Annotated in this window: 13 protein-coding genes and 2 pseudogenes; 6 read left to right on the top strand and 9 right to left on the bottom strand. The window is 62.6% G+C overall.

Annotated features, from left to right (window positions below; translation table 11 throughout):
• Window positions 1–4 precede the first annotated feature (4 nt).
• From G7016_RS22505 to G7016_RS22495, 3 genes are all read left to right on the top strand, one after another.
• Window positions 5–661, top strand: coding sequence for a DUF799 domain-containing protein (locus G7016_RS22505; protein ID WP_181117939.1), 657 nt, complete (start codon window positions 5–7; stop codon window positions 659–661).
• Window positions 662–860: 199 nt separating this feature from the next.
• Entirely contained in the window at window positions 861–1,220 is a 360-nt protein-coding gene (locus G7016_RS22500; RefSeq protein WP_181117938.1) for a hypothetical protein, read from the top strand.
• A gap of 323 nt (window positions 1,221–1,543) precedes the next feature.
• Entirely contained in the window at window positions 1,544–2,407 is an 864-nt protein-coding gene (locus tag G7016_RS22495) for a CAP domain-containing protein (RefSeq protein WP_181117937.1), read from the top strand.
• 21 nt (window positions 2,408–2,428) lie between these two features.
• Here G7016_RS22495 and G7016_RS22490 read toward each other — a convergent pair whose 3' ends face one another.
• Window positions 2,429–3,022: a cell wall hydrolase gene (locus G7016_RS22490; RefSeq protein ID WP_181117936.1), complete on the bottom strand. Its 594-nt coding sequence runs from the start codon at window positions 3,020–3,022 to the stop codon at window positions 2,429–2,431.
• Between the two features lie 174 nt (window positions 3,023–3,196).
• On the opposite strand from G7016_RS22490, the gene G7016_RS22485 reads away from it, so the two are divergent.
• From G7016_RS22485 to G7016_RS22475, 3 genes are all read left to right on the top strand, one after another.
• On the top strand, window positions 3,197–4,612 hold the full coding sequence (locus G7016_RS22485) for an FAD/NAD(P)-binding protein (protein ID WP_181117968.1): 1,416 nt from the start codon (window positions 3,197–3,199) through the stop codon (window positions 4,610–4,612).
• Between the two features lie 340 nt (window positions 4,613–4,952).
• Window positions 4,953–5,195: a hypothetical protein gene (locus tag G7016_RS22480; protein WP_181117935.1), complete on the top strand. Its 243-nt coding sequence runs from the start codon at window positions 4,953–4,955 to the stop codon at window positions 5,193–5,195.
• Between the two features lie 203 nt (window positions 5,196–5,398).
• On the top strand, window positions 5,399–8,056 hold the full coding sequence (locus G7016_RS22475; protein ID WP_181117934.1) for an excinuclease ABC subunit UvrA: 2,658 nt from the start codon (window positions 5,399–5,401) through the stop codon (window positions 8,054–8,056).
• A gap of 5 nt (window positions 8,057–8,061) precedes the next feature.
• On the opposite strand, the gene G7016_RS22470 is transcribed toward G7016_RS22475, so the two are convergent.
• The 8 genes and pseudogenes from G7016_RS22470 to G7016_RS22440 form a co-directional block, all read right to left on the bottom strand.
• Window positions 8,062–9,873, bottom strand: coding sequence for an ABC transporter ATP-binding protein (locus G7016_RS22470; RefSeq protein ID WP_181117933.1), 1,812 nt, complete (start codon window positions 9,871–9,873; stop codon window positions 8,062–8,064).
• A 258-nt stretch (window positions 9,874–10,131) separates the two neighbouring features.
• Window positions 10,132–11,274, bottom strand: a pseudogene (locus tag G7016_RS22465) (MFS transporter); the annotation flags it as partial.
• Between the two features lie 15 nt (window positions 11,275–11,289).
• Window positions 11,290–11,472, bottom strand: coding sequence for a hypothetical protein (locus tag G7016_RS25260; RefSeq protein ID WP_258195302.1), 183 nt, complete (start codon window positions 11,470–11,472; stop codon window positions 11,290–11,292).
• A gap of 218 nt (window positions 11,473–11,690) precedes the next feature.
• Window positions 11,691–12,467 (bottom strand): MetQ/NlpA family ABC transporter substrate-binding protein, encoded by a 777-nt coding sequence (locus tag G7016_RS22460; protein WP_181117932.1) that lies wholly within the window; start codon window positions 12,465–12,467, stop codon window positions 11,691–11,693.
• On the bottom strand, window positions 12,464–13,645 hold the full coding sequence (solA, locus tag G7016_RS22455) for an N-methyl-L-tryptophan oxidase (protein WP_181117931.1): 1,182 nt from the start codon (window positions 13,643–13,645) through the stop codon (window positions 12,464–12,466). Before solA ends, G7016_RS22460 begins: the two co-directional genes overlap by 4 nt.
• A 149-nt stretch (window positions 13,646–13,794) precedes the next feature.
• Window positions 13,795–15,078, bottom strand: coding sequence for a sugar MFS transporter (locus tag G7016_RS22450; RefSeq protein WP_181117930.1), 1,284 nt, complete (start codon window positions 15,076–15,078; stop codon window positions 13,795–13,797).
• Window positions 15,079–15,464: 386 nt separating this feature from the next.
• Window positions 15,465–15,623, bottom strand: a pseudogene (locus G7016_RS22445) (general stress protein); the annotation flags it as partial.
• A gap of 326 nt (window positions 15,624–15,949) precedes the next feature.
• Complete coding sequence (locus G7016_RS22440) at window positions 15,950–16,513, bottom strand: type 1 glutamine amidotransferase domain-containing protein (protein ID WP_181117928.1); 564 nt, start codon at window positions 16,511–16,513, stop codon at window positions 15,950–15,952.
• Window positions 16,514–16,673: the final 160 nt, after the last annotated feature.

Genomic DNA, 16,673 nt, shown 5'->3' with positions numbered 1-16,673 from the left:
CGCTATGAACCCATGGATCAAAAGCCTGACAGTGCTTGCGCTGGCTCTCCTTGCCGGCGGCTGCGTACCCTCGAAGACGGTCGATTACCAAGCCTACAAGCAGGCCCGGCCTCGGTCGATCGTGGTATTGCCACCGCTGAATGAGTCCCCGGACGTCAAGGCCACCTACAGTATGTTGGCGCAAGTCACCGTACCACTGGCAGAGGCGGGGTATTACGTTGTACCTGTAGCGCTTATGGATGAGACCTTCCGCCAGAACGGCGTAGCCACAGCGGGTGATGCCCACCAACTGCCACCTGCCAAATTGCAGGAAATCTACGGCGCCGATGCAGGACTTTACATCACCGTAAGCGACTACGGCACCAAATACATGGTGCTCGCCAGCGCTACTATCGTTACTGCTCATGCTCGCTTGGTGGACCTGAAGACTGGCACCACCCTCTGGACCGGGACCGCCAGTGCCTCCAGTCAGGAAAATCAGAACAACGGCGGCGGCTTGATCGGAATGCTGATCGTGGCGGCTGTCAATCAGATCATTGCCAGTTCTATGGATGACGCCGGTTACCCTATTGCCGGCATGACTAGCGGCCGCCTGCTGTCCGCCGGGCAACCCGCCGGCTTGCTCTACGGCCCACGTTCGCCGCGCTACGGCAGCGATTAAGGCTGAGGTATCGGCAAGTGGCGCTTCGCCAGGCGCGCCACGCCTTTCCGCACCTCGGGTCACAGCTCTGTGCGCCCTCACGTCAAGGCAACGGCATTAGCCTGAAATGCAAGAACTGCTGCGTAAAGCAGTACCATCGGCGGAGTGCCACCCCAGAAGGGTTGGTGGCAACGCATATTAACGAGCAGGGAGTTCAGCAGTGGAAGCAAAACACAACGGACTGGTGTACTACGAAAAAATCGGTGGGTTGCTCTGGCTACCCGCCATCTGGACCATAACTATTCCTTTGTTCGCTGGTTATTTGATGACGCTTTCTCCTGTCCATGGCGGTCTGATGATGGCCTTCGGAATCGTAAACGCCTGGCTGTTCTGGAAGCGCTCGTCGCTGTATCGGGGCTACTTCGTTATTCAGGCAATCGCCTTCTTGTTCCTGTTTGGCGCAGGTAGTTCCATCACATTTATCATCATGCTTTACCTCCTGTTTGGCCGCAGGCCTCGTGGGACTTTTACTCAGCCACTTACCAGGCAGCCTGAAGCGCGGGAAGCGCTGGGGCAATAGAGTAAGTATCGCCGTCGAGTCAAAACGCTACCAGATAGCCGCTTCTACTTCAGCGCCCGGGGTGCTCAAACGACCTCCGTGTTCAGTTCAACAACGACGGCAGCCTGATGGGCAGGTTTGGCGACAAGGGCGTGCTGGTCGTCGATGGCGAGAACGACCCTGACTACAACTCAGCGATTGCCACGGCAACCCCCACGCACAACTGAACTCCAACCGAAGCGGCAGGTCAAACCGCCCACTTTGCGCCGGGCCTTGCATCAACAGGGCAGGGGCCAAGTCTGTTCCGGCCAAGGTCGGTGTTTTCACTTCGTTTCGATGTGCCCATGCGCTTGATCAATCGTATCGCCTCGCTGTGCCTGTTCCCGCTTTCATCGCTGTGCCTTGCCACTGTTGCCATGCCTGCTCAGGCAGCAGGCGAGCAGCAGCTGCTCTCGGCCATCAATGCCTTGCGCGCCCATCCGGGGCGCTGCGGTGGTGCGTCGGTTTCCGCGCTACCGCCGCTTGCGCTCAAGGCGGGGCTCGCGGTGCCGCCTGGCTACGGCGGCGGTTTGCGTGAAGGCTTGAAGCAGGCCGGCTACCAGGCAGCCGCCGTGCGCGCCATTCGCCTGGACGGCCCGGTCGATGCCGGGGTTGCCTTTCAAATGCTCCAGGGAAGTTATTGCGCGGCCCTGATCGACAGCCAGTACACCGATATCGGCCTCAGCCACGCCGGGGATGAATGGCGGGTGCTGCTGGCGCGGCCGCTGCTCGATGCTCGCCTGGGCGACACGCGCGGCGCCGCGCAAGCGCTGCTGGCGCAGGTGAACGCAGCAAGAGCGCGCCCGCGGTTGTGCGGCCGTCAACGCTTTGGTGCTGCACGGCCGTTGGCCTGGAGCCCTGCATTGGGCGCAGCAGCGCTAGCGCATAGCCAGGCCATGGCGCGAGGTGATTATTTCAGCCACACCGATCCAGACGGCGATACCCCCTATGACCGCGCGCGCGAGGCGGGTTATCGCGGCCGGCAGGTGGGGGAAAACATCGCCGCCGGGCAGGGCTCGCCCAATGCCGCCATGGCCGGATGGCTCGCCAGCCCAGGGCATTGCGCCAACCTCATGAACCCCTTGTTCACGCAAGTTGGCGCCGGCTACAACGCCGACCCCAACAGCCAGAACGGTATCTACTGGACCATGCTGTTCGGGGCCCCCTAGCCATTACTTCGTGCGCTCGGCTCAGCTGCGTGGGGCATAGAAGACGAACTTGTCCGTTTCGGCCGTGCGCCGGTAGCGCTTGGTCCAGTCGGTGGTTATCCGATGGTCATGGAAGTACAGCGCACCGCCGGTGGTGTCACGCAGTTGCTGGTTCAGTGCCTTGCCGGCGATGGCTTTCGCCAGCTGGTAGCGGTCTTCCTCCTGCACCTGATCGGCGCGGCCATCGCACCACCAAGAGAACTGGCAATTCTTCTTCTCAGACCCTTGCTTGACCACGCCGCACACGGTGTTGGCATAGCCCTCGCGGCCCAGCCGGTTCATCACCACGCTGGCCACCGCCTCCATGTTGGTTTCGCTGCCGCCTTTGGCTTCCCAATACACCGTGCGCGCCAGGCAGGTAATGGCATCGTCCACCGACTCACGCCCGGCAGGGTCCACAGCTTGCACCTCGGTTTTGCTTAACGTTGCCTGAGGCGGCGGCGGAGCGTCGCTTGCGGCTTTTTCCTCCAGTACCTGCGCCTTGTCTTCGGCGCGGGCGCTCACCGTCTCGGCATGGGCCGGGAGGGCATTACACAGCAACACAGCAAGGCATATAAAGGAAGCGAGGCAGCGCATGGTCGAACCTCTGGGCAAACGGGGAGGGGCCGGGCGCGGCAGGGCCGATGACTATTATTGTTGCTCTGCCGGCCAGGGCTGGGTCGAAGAATGGACAAGCGAAGCGGCGAAACATTCCGCCACGGCCCGGGGTACCATGCCGGATCAACCATCGACAGCGAAGGAAGCGGTGCAATGATCGAGCCCGGGGAGGCAGTGGAGCGCGGCAAGCGTGCCGATGTAGTGATTGTTGGCGGTGGCCTGAGCGGCGCGCTGTTGGCGATGCAGCTGCTGCGCCAGCCAGGCGCGCGACATATCGTGATATTCGAACCGCGTGCCGAGTTGGCCCGCGGCGAAGCCTACAGTGCTGTGGAACTGGGCCATACGCTCAATGCCAATGCCGCACGGATGAGCGTGGACCCTGACGCCCCCGACGACCTTACCCACTGGCTGGCAGACCATGTTGCTACTGGCGGCTGGCCGGAATCGGCCGGGCAGGGCGTGCCGGTGGCCGAACTGTTCCCGCCACGCGGATTGTTTGGCCGGTATGCACGGCAGCGGCTGGCCGAAGCGCAAGCCGCCGCGCCCGGTTCGCGCTTGACCCATGTGCGTGGCGAAGCAACGGACCTAATCGTCGAACCCGGCTTGGCGCGCGTCATGGGGGAGGGCGGCGAGTGTTGGGAGGCGCCGTTGGCGGTGTTGGCCACGGGTGTCTTCGCCGCAGCCCGCACCCGGTGCACTCAAGATGGCGCTACGGCCATAACCGGGTTGGACCCGTGGGACGTCACTGCCCTGCGGCAGATACCCACCGACGGCACCGTCGCGATCGTGGGGGCCGGGTTGACCATGATCGACGCGTTGGTGTCCTTGCACCAGGCCGGCCATCAAGGGCCTGTGCGGGTGTTCTCGCGCCATGGGCTGTTACCGCAACCGCGTCGGCAACCGCCTGCCTGGCCAGACTTCCTCAGCGAACAACCCGCGGTGCGCACGCCCCGGCAGCTATCGGTGGCGCTGCGTGAGCAATGCCGCCTGGCCATGGCTGAAGGCGTGGATTGGCAAGCGCCACTCGATACCGTCCGCCAGCACGTGGCCCGCCTGTGGAGCCAGGCCAACGACTTCCAGCGCAGGCAGTTCGTGCGCCACCTGCGCCCCTGGTGGGAAACCCACCACCATCGCTCGCCACCGCTGGGTGCGGCGTTGCTGGCTGACTGGCAGCGAACGGGAAGGCTAGAGATCACTGCGGCTTCGCTGCTAGGCGTAACACCTGCGGCCGAAGGAGTGGCGCTGACCCTGCGCCAGCGCGGGGAAGCGGCTGCAAGCGTTGTGCACGCGGTGGCGTTGATCAATTCCAGCGGTATCGAATACGACTGGCGGCGGGTAGACAAACCGTTGCCGCGGCAACTGCTGGCCCGCGGCCTCATTCGGCCCGGCCCGCTGGCTCTGGGGGTTGATGCTGACGCACAAGGGGCGGTGCGCAATGCGTCGGGAATCGCTTCAACGGTGCTGTATGCCATGGGCCCGCCGCTGCGTGGCCTGTGGTGGGAAAGTACAGCGGTAAATGATGTTGCGGCCCAGGCGAAGGCACTGGCCGCCCACTTGACCCGACCATGAGTGAGCGCTTGTGGCCGCTGCGCTTTGTATCGTTTTAAGGAGTGTTTTCGTCGTTTTGTAACAGCGCCAAAACACCGTCTTTAGGCAAAGTGCCACTGCCGACCGTTTGGCGACGTAAATCCGCTAAAAGCGCCGGAAAGAGAACCTTTATCAGTTGGTGGCACTTTGGAAAAGTTCAGCTAAACCAGACACTTATAATCACAAACCGGAACGGGTAGGCAATTCGCCACATTCCCGACGATCGGTATGTTTGCCCCCATTGTTTTCCCTCGAAGCGCTGTGCATCATCTGGCCACCTTTCCAAAGATGTCCGTCTGGCCTCGCAAGGGAGTGTTGGCAAATGATGAGTGTGTTCGTAGTTGTAATGAGTATGTGCACCGCGTCTGAAGGGTGCCTGGAAGAACGTCGGCCCACCGCTTATTCCTCACGGGCCGAATGCCTTGAAACCGTAGCGACGATGCCTATGAACAAGGGCGTCAAGTACCGCTGCGCGGCCACGCCCCAGTTCATGGTGAGCGAAGAACGCAGGGCCGCCAAATCGCACCTTGTCACGACTGCGACCGAGGCGCCCATCAAGCCCTGACGCGAACAGGTCACCGGGCTGGCAGACGATTTTGGTGCCCTTGGGCGGCACCAGGCACTGCCGGCATAGCCCACCCCTCTCCTTGTTTTCCCCTTCGCTCCTATCTGATGGTTCAGCGGGCCACCCCAGGCTTCCCTCCCATGCGCTGAACGATCAAGGCCTTGCGTGGATCGAACGCACGTTCGCATTTGCAAGGAACCGTCATGACTTCAACGCCTGATCAGCCCCGCGGTGTGCCGGGGAGTGGCTTCGTGCGGGTGCGCGGCGCCCGCGAGCACAACCTCAAGAATGTCGACGTGGACGTGCCACGGGATGCACTGGTGGTGTTCAGCGGTGTCTCGGGATCGGGCAAGTCGTCTTTGGCATTCGCCACCATCTATGCGGAAGCGCAGCGGCGTTATTTCGAATCCGTGGCACCGTATGCGCGGCGCCTGATCGATCAGGCCGGGGTACCAGACGTCGACAGCATCGACGGGCTGCCCCCGGCGGTTGCGTTGCAGCAGCAGCGTGGGTCGCCCAGCGCGCGGTCGTCCGTGGGTAGCGTCACCACACTGTCCAGCCTGATCCGCATGTTGTATTCCCGCGCCGGCAGCTACCCTGCCGGGCAACCCATGCTGTACGCCGAGGACTTTTCCACCAATACGCCCCAAGGCGCCTGTGCGCACTGCCACGGCGTGGGCCGGGTGTTCGACGTGAGCGAGGCCTCGCTGGTGCCAGACCCTTCGCTGACCATCCGCGAGCGGGCTGTGGCCGCATGGCCCACCGCGTGGCAAGGGCAGAACCTGCGCGACATCCTGGTAACGCTGGGCTATGACGTCGACGTCCCCTGGCGAGACCTTCCCCAGGCGCAGCGGGACTGGATTCTGTTCACCGACGAAACTCCCACCGTGCCGGTATACGCCGGCCTTACCCCGGCACAAACCCGCGAGGCACTCCAGCGCAAGCTGGAGCCCAGCTATCAAGGTACCTTCACCGGGGCGCGGCGTTATGTGTTGCACACGTTCAGCCACAGCCAGAGCGCCATGATGCGCAAGCGGGTAGGGCAGTTCATGCGCGCCAGCCCCTGCCCGGTTTGCCACGGCAAGCGGCTCAAGCCCGAGGCGCTGAGTGTGCGGTTTGCCGGGCTGGATATCGCCGAGCTGTCACGTCTGCCCTTGCAGGCATTGGCCGCCCTGTTGGCCCCTGTGGCGAGCGCTGCCTACCTGAGCGAGGGCGAAGCCGGCGGCGATGTGCTCAGCCACGCCCAGGTTCGGGAGGCACGTGACCGGCGCGTGGCCAGCGGTGGCAGTGCCCATGCCAGCGGCAAGGAAGTGCGACACACGCCCAACCTGTCGATCGAAAAACGTTTGGCGGCCCAGCGCATTGCCCAGGAATTGCTGGAACGCCTGGGTACATTGCTGGAGCTTGGCCTGGGCTACCTGGACCTGGAACGCAGCACGCCCACGCTTTCTCCAGGGGAGCTGCAACGGCTGCGGCTGGCGACGCAGCTCAATTCCCAGCTGTTCGGTGTGATCTATGTGCTGGACGAGCCTTCCGCCGGCTTGCACCCGGCCGACAGCCAGGCGTTGCTGGATGCACTGGAGCGCCTCAAACAGGCGGGCAACTCGGTGTTCGTGGTGGAACACGACCTGGATACCCTGCGCCGCGCCGACTGGCTGGTAGACGTGGGCCCGGACGCCGGGGAGCGGGGCGGCGAAGTGTTGTACAGCGGGCCTCCCGCTGGGTTGGAAGGCGTGGCGGCCTCACGCACGGCGGCTTACCTGTTCGCCGACCAACAGCCCCAGCGCCGGCCGCCGCGCCCGCCGCAGGGTTGGCTGCGCCTTGAAGGTATTACCCGCAACAACCTCCGCCAGCTGGACGCCGCGTTTCCGTTGGGTTGCCTGGTGGCCGTCACCGGGGTTTCCGGGTCGGGCAAGTCGAGCCTGGTAAGCCAGGCGTTGCTGGAGCTGGTGAGCGAGCAACTGGGGCAGCCCGCAGCAGCGGCTATGGATGAAGAACAGGCGCTCGATGCCGAACCGGCCATGCCCAGCGAGGGCAGGGGAGTGGAAGGCGTGGAGCAGCTGCGGCGGCTGGTGCCGGTGGACCAGAAACCCATCGGGCGCACGCCACGCTCGAATCTGGCGACCTACACCGGCCTGTTCGACGCCGTGCGCAAGCTGTTTGCCGCGACCCCTGCAGCGCAAGCTCAGGGTTTTGACGCGGGGCAGTTTTCCTTCAACGTTGCCAAAGGCCGTTGCGAAACCTGTGAAGGTGAGGGCTTCGTCAGCGTCGAGCTGCTCTTCATGCCCAGCGTCTATGCCCCGTGCCCGGTGTGCCATGGCGACCGCTACAACCCGCAAACCCTGGCCATCGAATGGCAGGGGCTGAATATCGCACAGGTGCTCAAACTGACTGTGGAAGATGCGCTGGGCACCTTTGCGGATGAACCGGCGGTGCGACGCTCATTGGAAGTGCTGCGCGATATCGGCCTGGGCTACCTGCGCCTTGGCCAGCCCGCCACCGAGTTGTCGGGCGGGGAGGCTCAGCGCATCAAGCTGGCGACCGAGTTGCAACGCAGCGCACGTGGCGCCTCGCTGTATGTGCTGGACGAGCCCACTACGGGTTTGCATCCTCAGGACGTTGACCGGTTGCTGCTGCAACTGCACCGGCTGGTGGACGCCGGCCACACGGTGATCGTGGTGGAGCATGACATGCGAGTGGTGGCCGACAGCGACTGGGTGATCGACATCGGGCCGGGCGCTGGCGAGGCAGGCGGTAAACTGGTCGCCTGTGGAGTGCCCGCCGATGTCGCTCGCAGCCAGGAGAGCCGAACCGCGCCGTTTTTGGCCCGCGCGTTGGGGCTGGAAACGGGCAGCGCCTGAGCGACCTATCGGTAGCCCTGCGCCTGAAGGTCGAACAGCCGGGCGTAGCGGCCACCTTGGGCCACCAGGCTGGCGTGGTCGCCCTGCTCCAGAATGCGCCCCTGGTCCAGCACCAGGATGTGCCCGGCATTGCGAACGCTGGAGAACCGGTGGGAAATCAACACGCTCATGCGGCCTTGGGCATACGCGCGAAAGCGGTCGAACACAGCCGCTTCGGCGGCAGCATCCAGCGCTGCGGTCGGCTCATCCAAAATCAGAATGTCGGCGTTGCGGCGCATGTAGGCCCGCGACAGGGCAATCTTCTGCCACTGCCCACCGGACAGTTCCTGTCCACCCAAAAACCATTTGCCCAGTTGGGTCTGGTAGCCCTGCGACAGGCGCTCGATAAAGGGCGCAGCCATGCCCGCGTCCGCTGCTTCGTGCCAACGCTGCTCGTCGGTGAATGCCTCCACATCGCCAACGCCCAGGTTTTCCCCCACCTTCATCTGGTAGCGCAGGTAGTCCTGGAAAATCACCCCGATGCGGCCATGCAGTACATCGCGATCCCAGGCCTGAAGGTCGCTGCCGTCCAGCAGAATCCGCCCGGTGCTTGGTGCGTAAAGCCGGGTGAGCAATTTGATCAGCGTAGTCTTGCCCGAACCGTTCTCGCCTACCAGCGCCACGCTCTGGCCTGGCGCCAGGTGCAGGCCAATGTCGCTGAGCGCGGGCTGGGTGGCGCCGGGGTAGGTGAAGCCGACGCCTTCGAACCTCAGCCCATCGCCGGGCCGGGCGCCTTGGGTAAGCGCGCCGGTATTGGCTGGCACCGGCTGGCCCAGGTAGTCGTACAGGTTGGTGAGGTAAAGCCCGTCCTCGTACAAGCCGCCTATGGCGCTCAGGCTGGAACTGATGGCCGCCTGGCCTTGCTTGAACAGCACCAGGTACATGGTCATCTGCCCGAGGGTGATCAGCCCGTCGATGGTATCGAGCACCACCCAGGCATACGCCAGGTAAAAGCCCAGCGTGCCCAGCAGCCCAAGCCCGAACCCCCAGCCATCGCGGCGCAGGGTGAGCCGCCGGTCCTCGGCGTACAGGCGCGCGAAGGTATCCCGGTAGCGTTGCAGCAGCAGCGGGGCAATGCCGAACAGGCGCACTTCCTTGATATGGGCTTCCTGCGACAGTAGCGCCTCGATGTAATTCTGCTGCCGCGCTTCGGGTGCGCGCCGGGTGAACAGGCGGAAGGCATCGCCGGAGAAGTGGGTTTCCGAGAAAAACACGGGAAGGGCGGCCACCACCAGGATTGCCAGTGCCCAGGGCGAAAACTGCACCAGCAACACGGCAAAGCTGGTGAGCGACACAAGGTTCTGGATCAGCCCCAGGGATTTGGTCACCAGCCCTAGTGGCCGGGTGGACGCGTCGCGGCGCACGCGCACCAGCTTGTCGTAGAACTCCGAGTCTTCGAACTGCAGCAGCGCCAGCGTCTGGGCTTTTTCCAGGATCAGCAGGTTGACCTTCTGCCCCAGCTGCACCCTCAGCAATGACTGTTGCACCGACAGCGCCCGTTGCGCGGCGGCAAGTCCCGCCAGTACCCCGGCCTCGGCCAGCACAAAACGCAGCACCGGCCATAGCGCTGCGTGGCCTTGGCGCGCGTGAAGGTCCATGGCGTGCAGCACGGCATCGACGATTTGTTGGCCGATCCACGCGGCGAGGGCGGGCAATACGCCGGCGAACAGGGTAGCGATCACCAACCCGATGAACAGGCCCCGGGAGGTGCTCCATACCAGCGCAACGGCGCGGCGCGCCTGGTCAAGGAAGGTGATAAAGCGGTGCAACGCAGACATCGGGCGGGCTCCGGCCAGGTCAGAAGTGCGAGTTAGACCACGCAGGCATAGCCCGGGGCACACCTTGGACCGCTGCGCTGTATGGAAGGTCGCGGCCTGGGCTTGTCCGCGACAGGGCCACCGCCAAGCCTGGGGCCCTCCCGGGCCGGTCGCTGCCAAGGCACGCTGCTACAGGCGGGTTTCGTTCCTGCTGTGCGGGCAAAAAAAAGCTGCGCCGACCAGCGACGCAGCAAGGGTGGTTCGATGAAAGCCAACAGGTCAGTTGACGGCGATACGGTCCAGCGTGACCGGCTTGAGCCGTGGCGTGAGCAGGTGGATGACCACGATCGCGATCAGGTAGGCGCTGCCCGCCACGATGAAGATCGGCTGGTAGGACTTGAACACTTCAAGAATGTACCCGTTGTAGGTGGTCATGAGCATGCCGCCCATGGCGCCGGCCATGCCGCCGATACCGATCACCGATGCGACGGCTTCCTTGGGGAACATGTCAGAGGGCAGGGTCATCAGGTTCGCCGACCAGGCCTGGTGCGCGGCAGCGGCGATGCCGATGATAGCCACCACCAGCCACAGGCTGGAGACGAACTGCGCGGTGACGATCGGGGTAACCGCCAGGGCGCAGAGCAGCATGGTGGTCTTGCGGGAAGCGTTGGCGGTGCGGCCGTTTTTCATCTGGCGCGAAGAACCCCAGCCGCCCAGTATCGAACCCAGGTCTGCCAGAATGTAGATCGCGATCAGGGGCGGCCCGAAGCTCTTGAGGTTCAGCCCGTAGGTTTTGCCGAGGAAGTCTGGCAGCCAGAAGAGATACAGCCACCAGATGGGGTCAGTGAGGAATTTGCCGCCCGCGTAGGCCCAGGTTTCGCGGAAGGTGAGCAACTTGAACCAGGAGATTTTCACCGGTGCCGCTGGCTTGGCCGACACAGGGGTGCTGTCGGACTGGATGTATGCCAGTTCCTCACGGCTCACTTTGCTGTGTTCGTGGGGGCGACGGTACATCAGCAGCCACGCCACCAGCCACAGGGAGCTCACGATGCCGATGGAAATGAACGCGGTGCGCCAGCCCCAGGCCAGGGTGATGGCCGGTACCAGCAGGGGGGTGATGATCGGGCCCATGGCGGTACCGGCGTTGAAGATACCGGTGGCCTGGGCACGTTCCTTTTGCGGGAACCACTCCGATACGGCCTTCAGGCTTGCCGGGAAGCTGCCGGACTCACCGAAGCCCAACGTAAAGCGTGCGATGGCGAACTGGGTGACGGTAGTGATCAGCCCGTGGCCGATACTTGCAAAGGTCCATACGGTAAAGGCGAGCGCATACCCGACCCGTACTCCTACCTTGTCAATCAAACGGCCGAAGGTAATAAAGCCGATTGCATAGGCACACTGGAACCAGAACACGATATTGGCGTAATCGGTTTCAGATCACTTAAGTTCCGCCGCAAGGGTGGGCTTGAGGATGCCGATCATTTGTCGGTCGATATAGTTGATGCCGATCGCGATAAACAACAGCGCGCAAATCACCCATCGGTACTTGCTGATGCGCGATTGCTCTTGAACGATGTGCCTTGCGCCGGGCTGAACGCGCGGAGGGACTTGTACTGTCATATGTAGTGGCTCCTTTGTTCTTTTTATTCACCGTACTACCGGTTTCTCATCTCTGTAACATTCAGAAACGAAATTTGTACGACATCCTATGACGGCGTTTTTAGGCTGTCAATCGCTCGAATCGGTTATTCAGCGGGCACAAAAAAGGGCGGAACGGGCAAGTGATGCGCCCGTTTTCCGCCCCCGGAAGAGGTGGTGCCATCAGCGGATCAATGCCTTCAGAACGCCGGCACTACATCTCCGTGGTAGCGGTCGAGGATGAACTGCTTGACCTGCGGCGAGTTCAGCAGCGCCCCAAGCTTCTGCACGGCAGGGTCGTTCGCCTTGTCCCGGCGCACGTACAGGTAATTGGCGTAAGGCGACTCGGAGCTTTCGATGAACAGCGCATCCTTATGGGGCTCAAGCTTGGCTTCCAAGGCGTAGTTGGCATTGATCAAGGCCATGTCCACCTGGTTCAACACCCTGGGCAGCATGGCCGCCTCCAGCTCCTTGAACTTCAGGTGCTTGGGGTTGCTGGTGATATCCCCGGCCGTGGCCATGATGTTGCTAGGGTCTTTGAGCGTGATCAGGCCCTGTTTGGCGATCAGCAACAGCGCGCGCCCGGAATTGGTCGGGTCATTGGGGATGGCAACCGTGGCACCGTCTTGCAGTTCAGCGATGGACTTGATCTTTTTCGAATACGCACCGAAAGGCTCGATGTGCACCGCTACCACCGGGACCTGATCGCTGTCGGGGCGATCTTTCTTGTAGGCGTCGTAGTAGGGCTTGCTCTGGAAGTAATTGGCATCCAGCCGCCCTTCGTCCACCTGGCGATCAGGCTGGATGTAGTCGCTGAACACCTTCACATCCAGCGTCACGCCTTGCTTGGCCAACTCGGGCTTGAGGAATTCGAGGATCTCGGCATGGGGGATCGGCACCACCGCGATCTTCAGGGTTTCGGCACTGGCGGTGCCCATGGCGGCCAGCAAGGCCAGCGAAAGCGCGAGGCGTTTCATGATCGTTCAACTCCGAAGCGTTTGAGAGAAAAGGAAGAAAGGTCCAGCTCGGTCGAGCCTTGCGTACACCATTGTGCGAAGGCCTCGCCCAGTGCCGCCGAATGCTTGAAACCGTGGCCGGAACACGCGGAAACCACCAGGGTGTGCTGCAACGAAGGGTGTGCGTCGATGATGAAATGCCGGTCGGGCGTTACTGTGTAGGCGCATACGGCCGACTTGACCACTTTGCTGGTGACGCCTGTGATGCGCCCTTGAACGTGCCGTTCGAACATGGCCTGCCCGTCCGCGGCCGTCACCGTGCGGTCAAGGGTGTCGGGCGTGGAGGGGGTGTGGTACTGGGCGGTGGCGACTTTCAGGCTGCCCTCGCCAGGCAGGGCCGGGAAGCCATAGTTGATGTGATCGTCGCCACGGCCGTGGGTCAGAATAAAGGTAGGCGAAGCACCGACCAGCTCTGCCTGCGGCTCAGTTTCGAACCAGAACAGTTGCTGGCGGTACACCGTGAGTAGCGAATCCACCGGATCACCTGCCAGCGCACCGGCCCAATTGCCCGCAGCCATCACTACCTTGTCAGCCCGCAGTGTTCGCTGGTCAGTGGTTACGGTCACACCCTGGCCATCGGAGCGGATGCCGGTAACGGTCTCGCCCTTGTACAGCGTGGCGCCGTGCTGTTCGGCCAGCCTCAGTTGCACTTCAATGCAGCGTTCGGGCCGCAGAAAGCCGCCCTCAGGTTCGAAGTAGCCGATGGCATCGTCACGCACCTGTGCGAATTGCGGGAAACGCTGGCGGATTTGCGCGGCGTCCAGCACCTCGTGCTCGATCCCGTACGCTTTCGCAAGGCTGAGGGTGCGCAGGGTGAAGTCGGTTTTATCGCCGGGGTCGAAGCCCGGGCTGGAGGTGAGTACCAGTACGCCAGACTGCTCGAACAGTGCCTCCCCCGTCAGCGCTTCCAATTCACGCCAGATTTCATGCGCCCTGCGAACGATGGGCACGTACTGCGGGCCTTCGCCCACTGACAACCGCGTGATGCGGGTGTCGCCATGGCTTGAACCAAACGTGTGAGGAGGGTGATGGCGATCGATGCCAGCGGCTTTTATGCCGCGCTTGGCCAACTGGTAGATCGTGGCCGCGCCCATGGCGCCCAGCCCGATGACCAACGCTTCGTAGTGGTCCACCCACATCTCCGGCTCGAAAAAATGAGCGCTAGTTGAGGGGCAAAACCTTAGGAAGACAAAGAACCGTTGGGCATAACCTTATGCCAGTGATGCGTAGATTGGGGAAGGGCGCTACGCCAGCGAGGTTTTCGCGGCGCAGCGCAGGGCACAGGGTATTACGCCGCAGCGGGGCGGCGGGCGTACCAGCCGTAGGCGGCGATGACCGCGTAGCACACCGCCGGAACGGCCAGCGAAAAGCCGAGGGTGGTCAGGTCAGCGGCAAAGCCGGTCAGCGGCGGCACGATCGCACCACCCACGATGGCGCAGCAGATCAGGCCCGAACCTTCGGCGGCCCGTTTGCCCAGGCCTTCACAGGCCAACGCGAAAATGGTGGGGAACATCACCGAGTTGAACAGGCCGATGGCCAGGATCGACCAGCCGGCCACGGCACCGTGGGTAGTGGCGGCGCTGGCGATCAAGGCGATTACCATCAGGGCTGCGCAGGCCAGTACTTTCCCGGGCGCAAAACTGCGCAGCAGGGCAGCACCGATGAAGCGGCCCACCATGGCGCCACCCCAGTAATAAGCCACGTGCTTACCTGCCAGCTCTGCGTCGAAGCCGAAGGTGCTGTCCTGCATCAGGAAGTTGGTGAGCAGACTGCCGATGGCCACTTCCGCGCCAACGTAGCAGAACAGGCAGGCGGCGCCGAAGGCGAAGCGGGGCTGCTTGAGCAGGCTTAGCGCCGACAGTGGGTTCGCGCCCTCGCTGGCGCCCGAGACTGGCAATTGCTTGCGTTGCTGCCACACCAGCATGGCCACGGCCACCAGCGCCAGGGCAATGCCTGCGTAGGTATTGCTGATTACCTTGGCTTCCTGGGCCAGGTAGGCCGCCAGCGCGGAGCCGGACAGGGTGGCGGGGTCTACCTGGCTGAGCGAGCCCAGGATCAGCATGGCGCCCAGGTACGGCGCAATGGTTGTGCCCAGTGAGTTGAACGCCTGCGCAAAGGTTACGCGGCTGTGGGCGGTTTGCTTGTCACCGAGCAGGCAGATCAGCGGGTTTGCCACCACCTGCACGACCGTTACGCCGATGGCGAGCACGAACAGCGCAACGAGGAAGGCGCCGAACAGGCCCACAAGGGCCGCCGGGATGAACATCACGCACCCTACGGCCATGGTAATCAGGCCGATAGAGGCGGCCCGCATGTAGCCGATCCGGGCGATCAACAACCCCGCCGGAATGGAGGCAAGTGCATAGGCCAGGAAGAACGAGGACTGCACCAGCATCGCCTCGGCATAGCTGAGGCTGAACAGGCTTTTGAGCTTGGGGATCAGGATGTCATTCAGGCTGGTGATACCACCAAAAATGAAGAACAGGGCGAAAACGAACAAGCTTAACCGCTGGACGTTGGCTGTGCCTGGGGTGGTGTGTTCCGGTGTTACTGCAACGGTGTTATCCGTCATGGCCGCGGTCCTGTTTATTGTCGGGCTGTGGGTCAGTTTTTTTCGATTCGACGCGGTTGGGCCGTGCACCTGGCGTTCACAAGGCCAGCTGCCGGAGCGTCTTGAGATGAACTGAAACCAGCGAAGCGGGAAAGTTCAGGCTTCCCGGCTCGGGACAGGCTTTGGAACGAGGGTTTGCGCCACAAAGGGACAGGTGGTCAGGTCTGTACCTACAGGCGGCGGCGAGCGGCGGCGCAGCCCGGGTCGAATCCGCGGCGGCGTTATATCAGTGAAGGTAGGGAGGGTCAAATGAAGCGAAGCGGCGAGTGGTGAAAACAGGAGGGATTCTGAAAGGGCAGGGCCGGGTAGGAAGGGCAACGCTCGTCGCCCTTCCCGGCTGTCATGAATCAGCTTTTACGGTTGCCGCCGCCGCTGCTCTGGCCACCTTTGCGGCCGGCTTCGGATGCTTTCTCGCGGTCATTGGAGAAGCTGCCGCTGGAGGATTGTCCGCCCTTTCTGCCCGCTTCGGAGGCTTTCTCCCGATCGTTTGCAAAGTTGCCTGGATTGCTATTTCCGGTCTTGGCCATGATGCACTCCTAGTCTCAAGTTTGGATGCCCCACAAGCGGGGCATTATCTATGACCAAGTAATCGGTAGGTTTTGTTCCTCGTGTTTATCCACTCCCGATAAGCGGTCTGCAAACTGATTATTTATTTAATAATGGATGTTTATTTCAATTATGTTGGCTTGCTTTAGTTTGGTGCTCCAAGTAACCATTTGGTGTAAAGTCATCGCCAAGTGTTATAAAAGGCCGCTTCGCTAGTTGCCCGTTTACTTTTCTGGCAGCAAAAAAAATGCCCGCACAACGGCGGGCATCGGTCACTTGGGCGTATTCAGGCTGCTTGTAGCGCCTCGATGATCGTCGTGTTGAACGCGTCCAGGTCCTTTGGCGTACGCGAGGTGATCAAGGTCCAGCCATTGGCGCCGCATTTGAACACTTCAACGTCCTTCCAGCCTGCGGCCTTGGCATTGAGCAGGTCTGTGCGAACGCTGGCGTAGGAGGTAAGGGTTTTGCCTTCCACCACGCCTGCGTCAATCAATACCCAAGGCCCATGGCAAATAGCGGCCACGGTTTTACCGGCGCTGGCAAACGCCTTCACCAAGCGCTGTGCATCGGCGTCCTGGCGCAGGGTATCGGCGTTTACGGTCCCGCCAGGAATCACCAGCGCGTCAAAATCAGCGGCGTCGAGCCCGGCCAGTTTGGCGGTCGACTCCACCGTGCGGTCTTTCTCGGTGTCTTGAACGAAGGTCTGGGTGGTGCCGCCTTCTACCGAAGCGTGTGTCACGGTGGCGCCTTCGTCGCCCAGTGCCTTCAGCGGCGCCAGCAGTTCGTCACGCTCGATGCCGGTGTTGGAGGTGATGACCAGGATACGTTTGCCAGTGAGACGGTCGCTCATGGGGGGGGCTCCTTCAGGTGGGTTCAGAGGGATGGCCCGTTGCCGGGCGTCTTGTTTTGGGAAAGCGCAGGTGCGGGCAAAGTTCAGCAAATTTGCCTGCCTGGTGGTTGCCGATCGCCTATGCTCTGATTTGCCAAAACCCCCGGCCCCCGCCCCACGC

The sequence above is a fragment of the Pseudomonas japonica genome (assembly GCF_013522925.1).
Classification (GTDB): Bacteria; Pseudomonadota; Gammaproteobacteria; order Pseudomonadales; family Pseudomonadaceae; genus Aquipseudomonas; species Aquipseudomonas japonica_A.
This window is presented reverse-complemented; position numbering and strand designations above follow the sequence as displayed.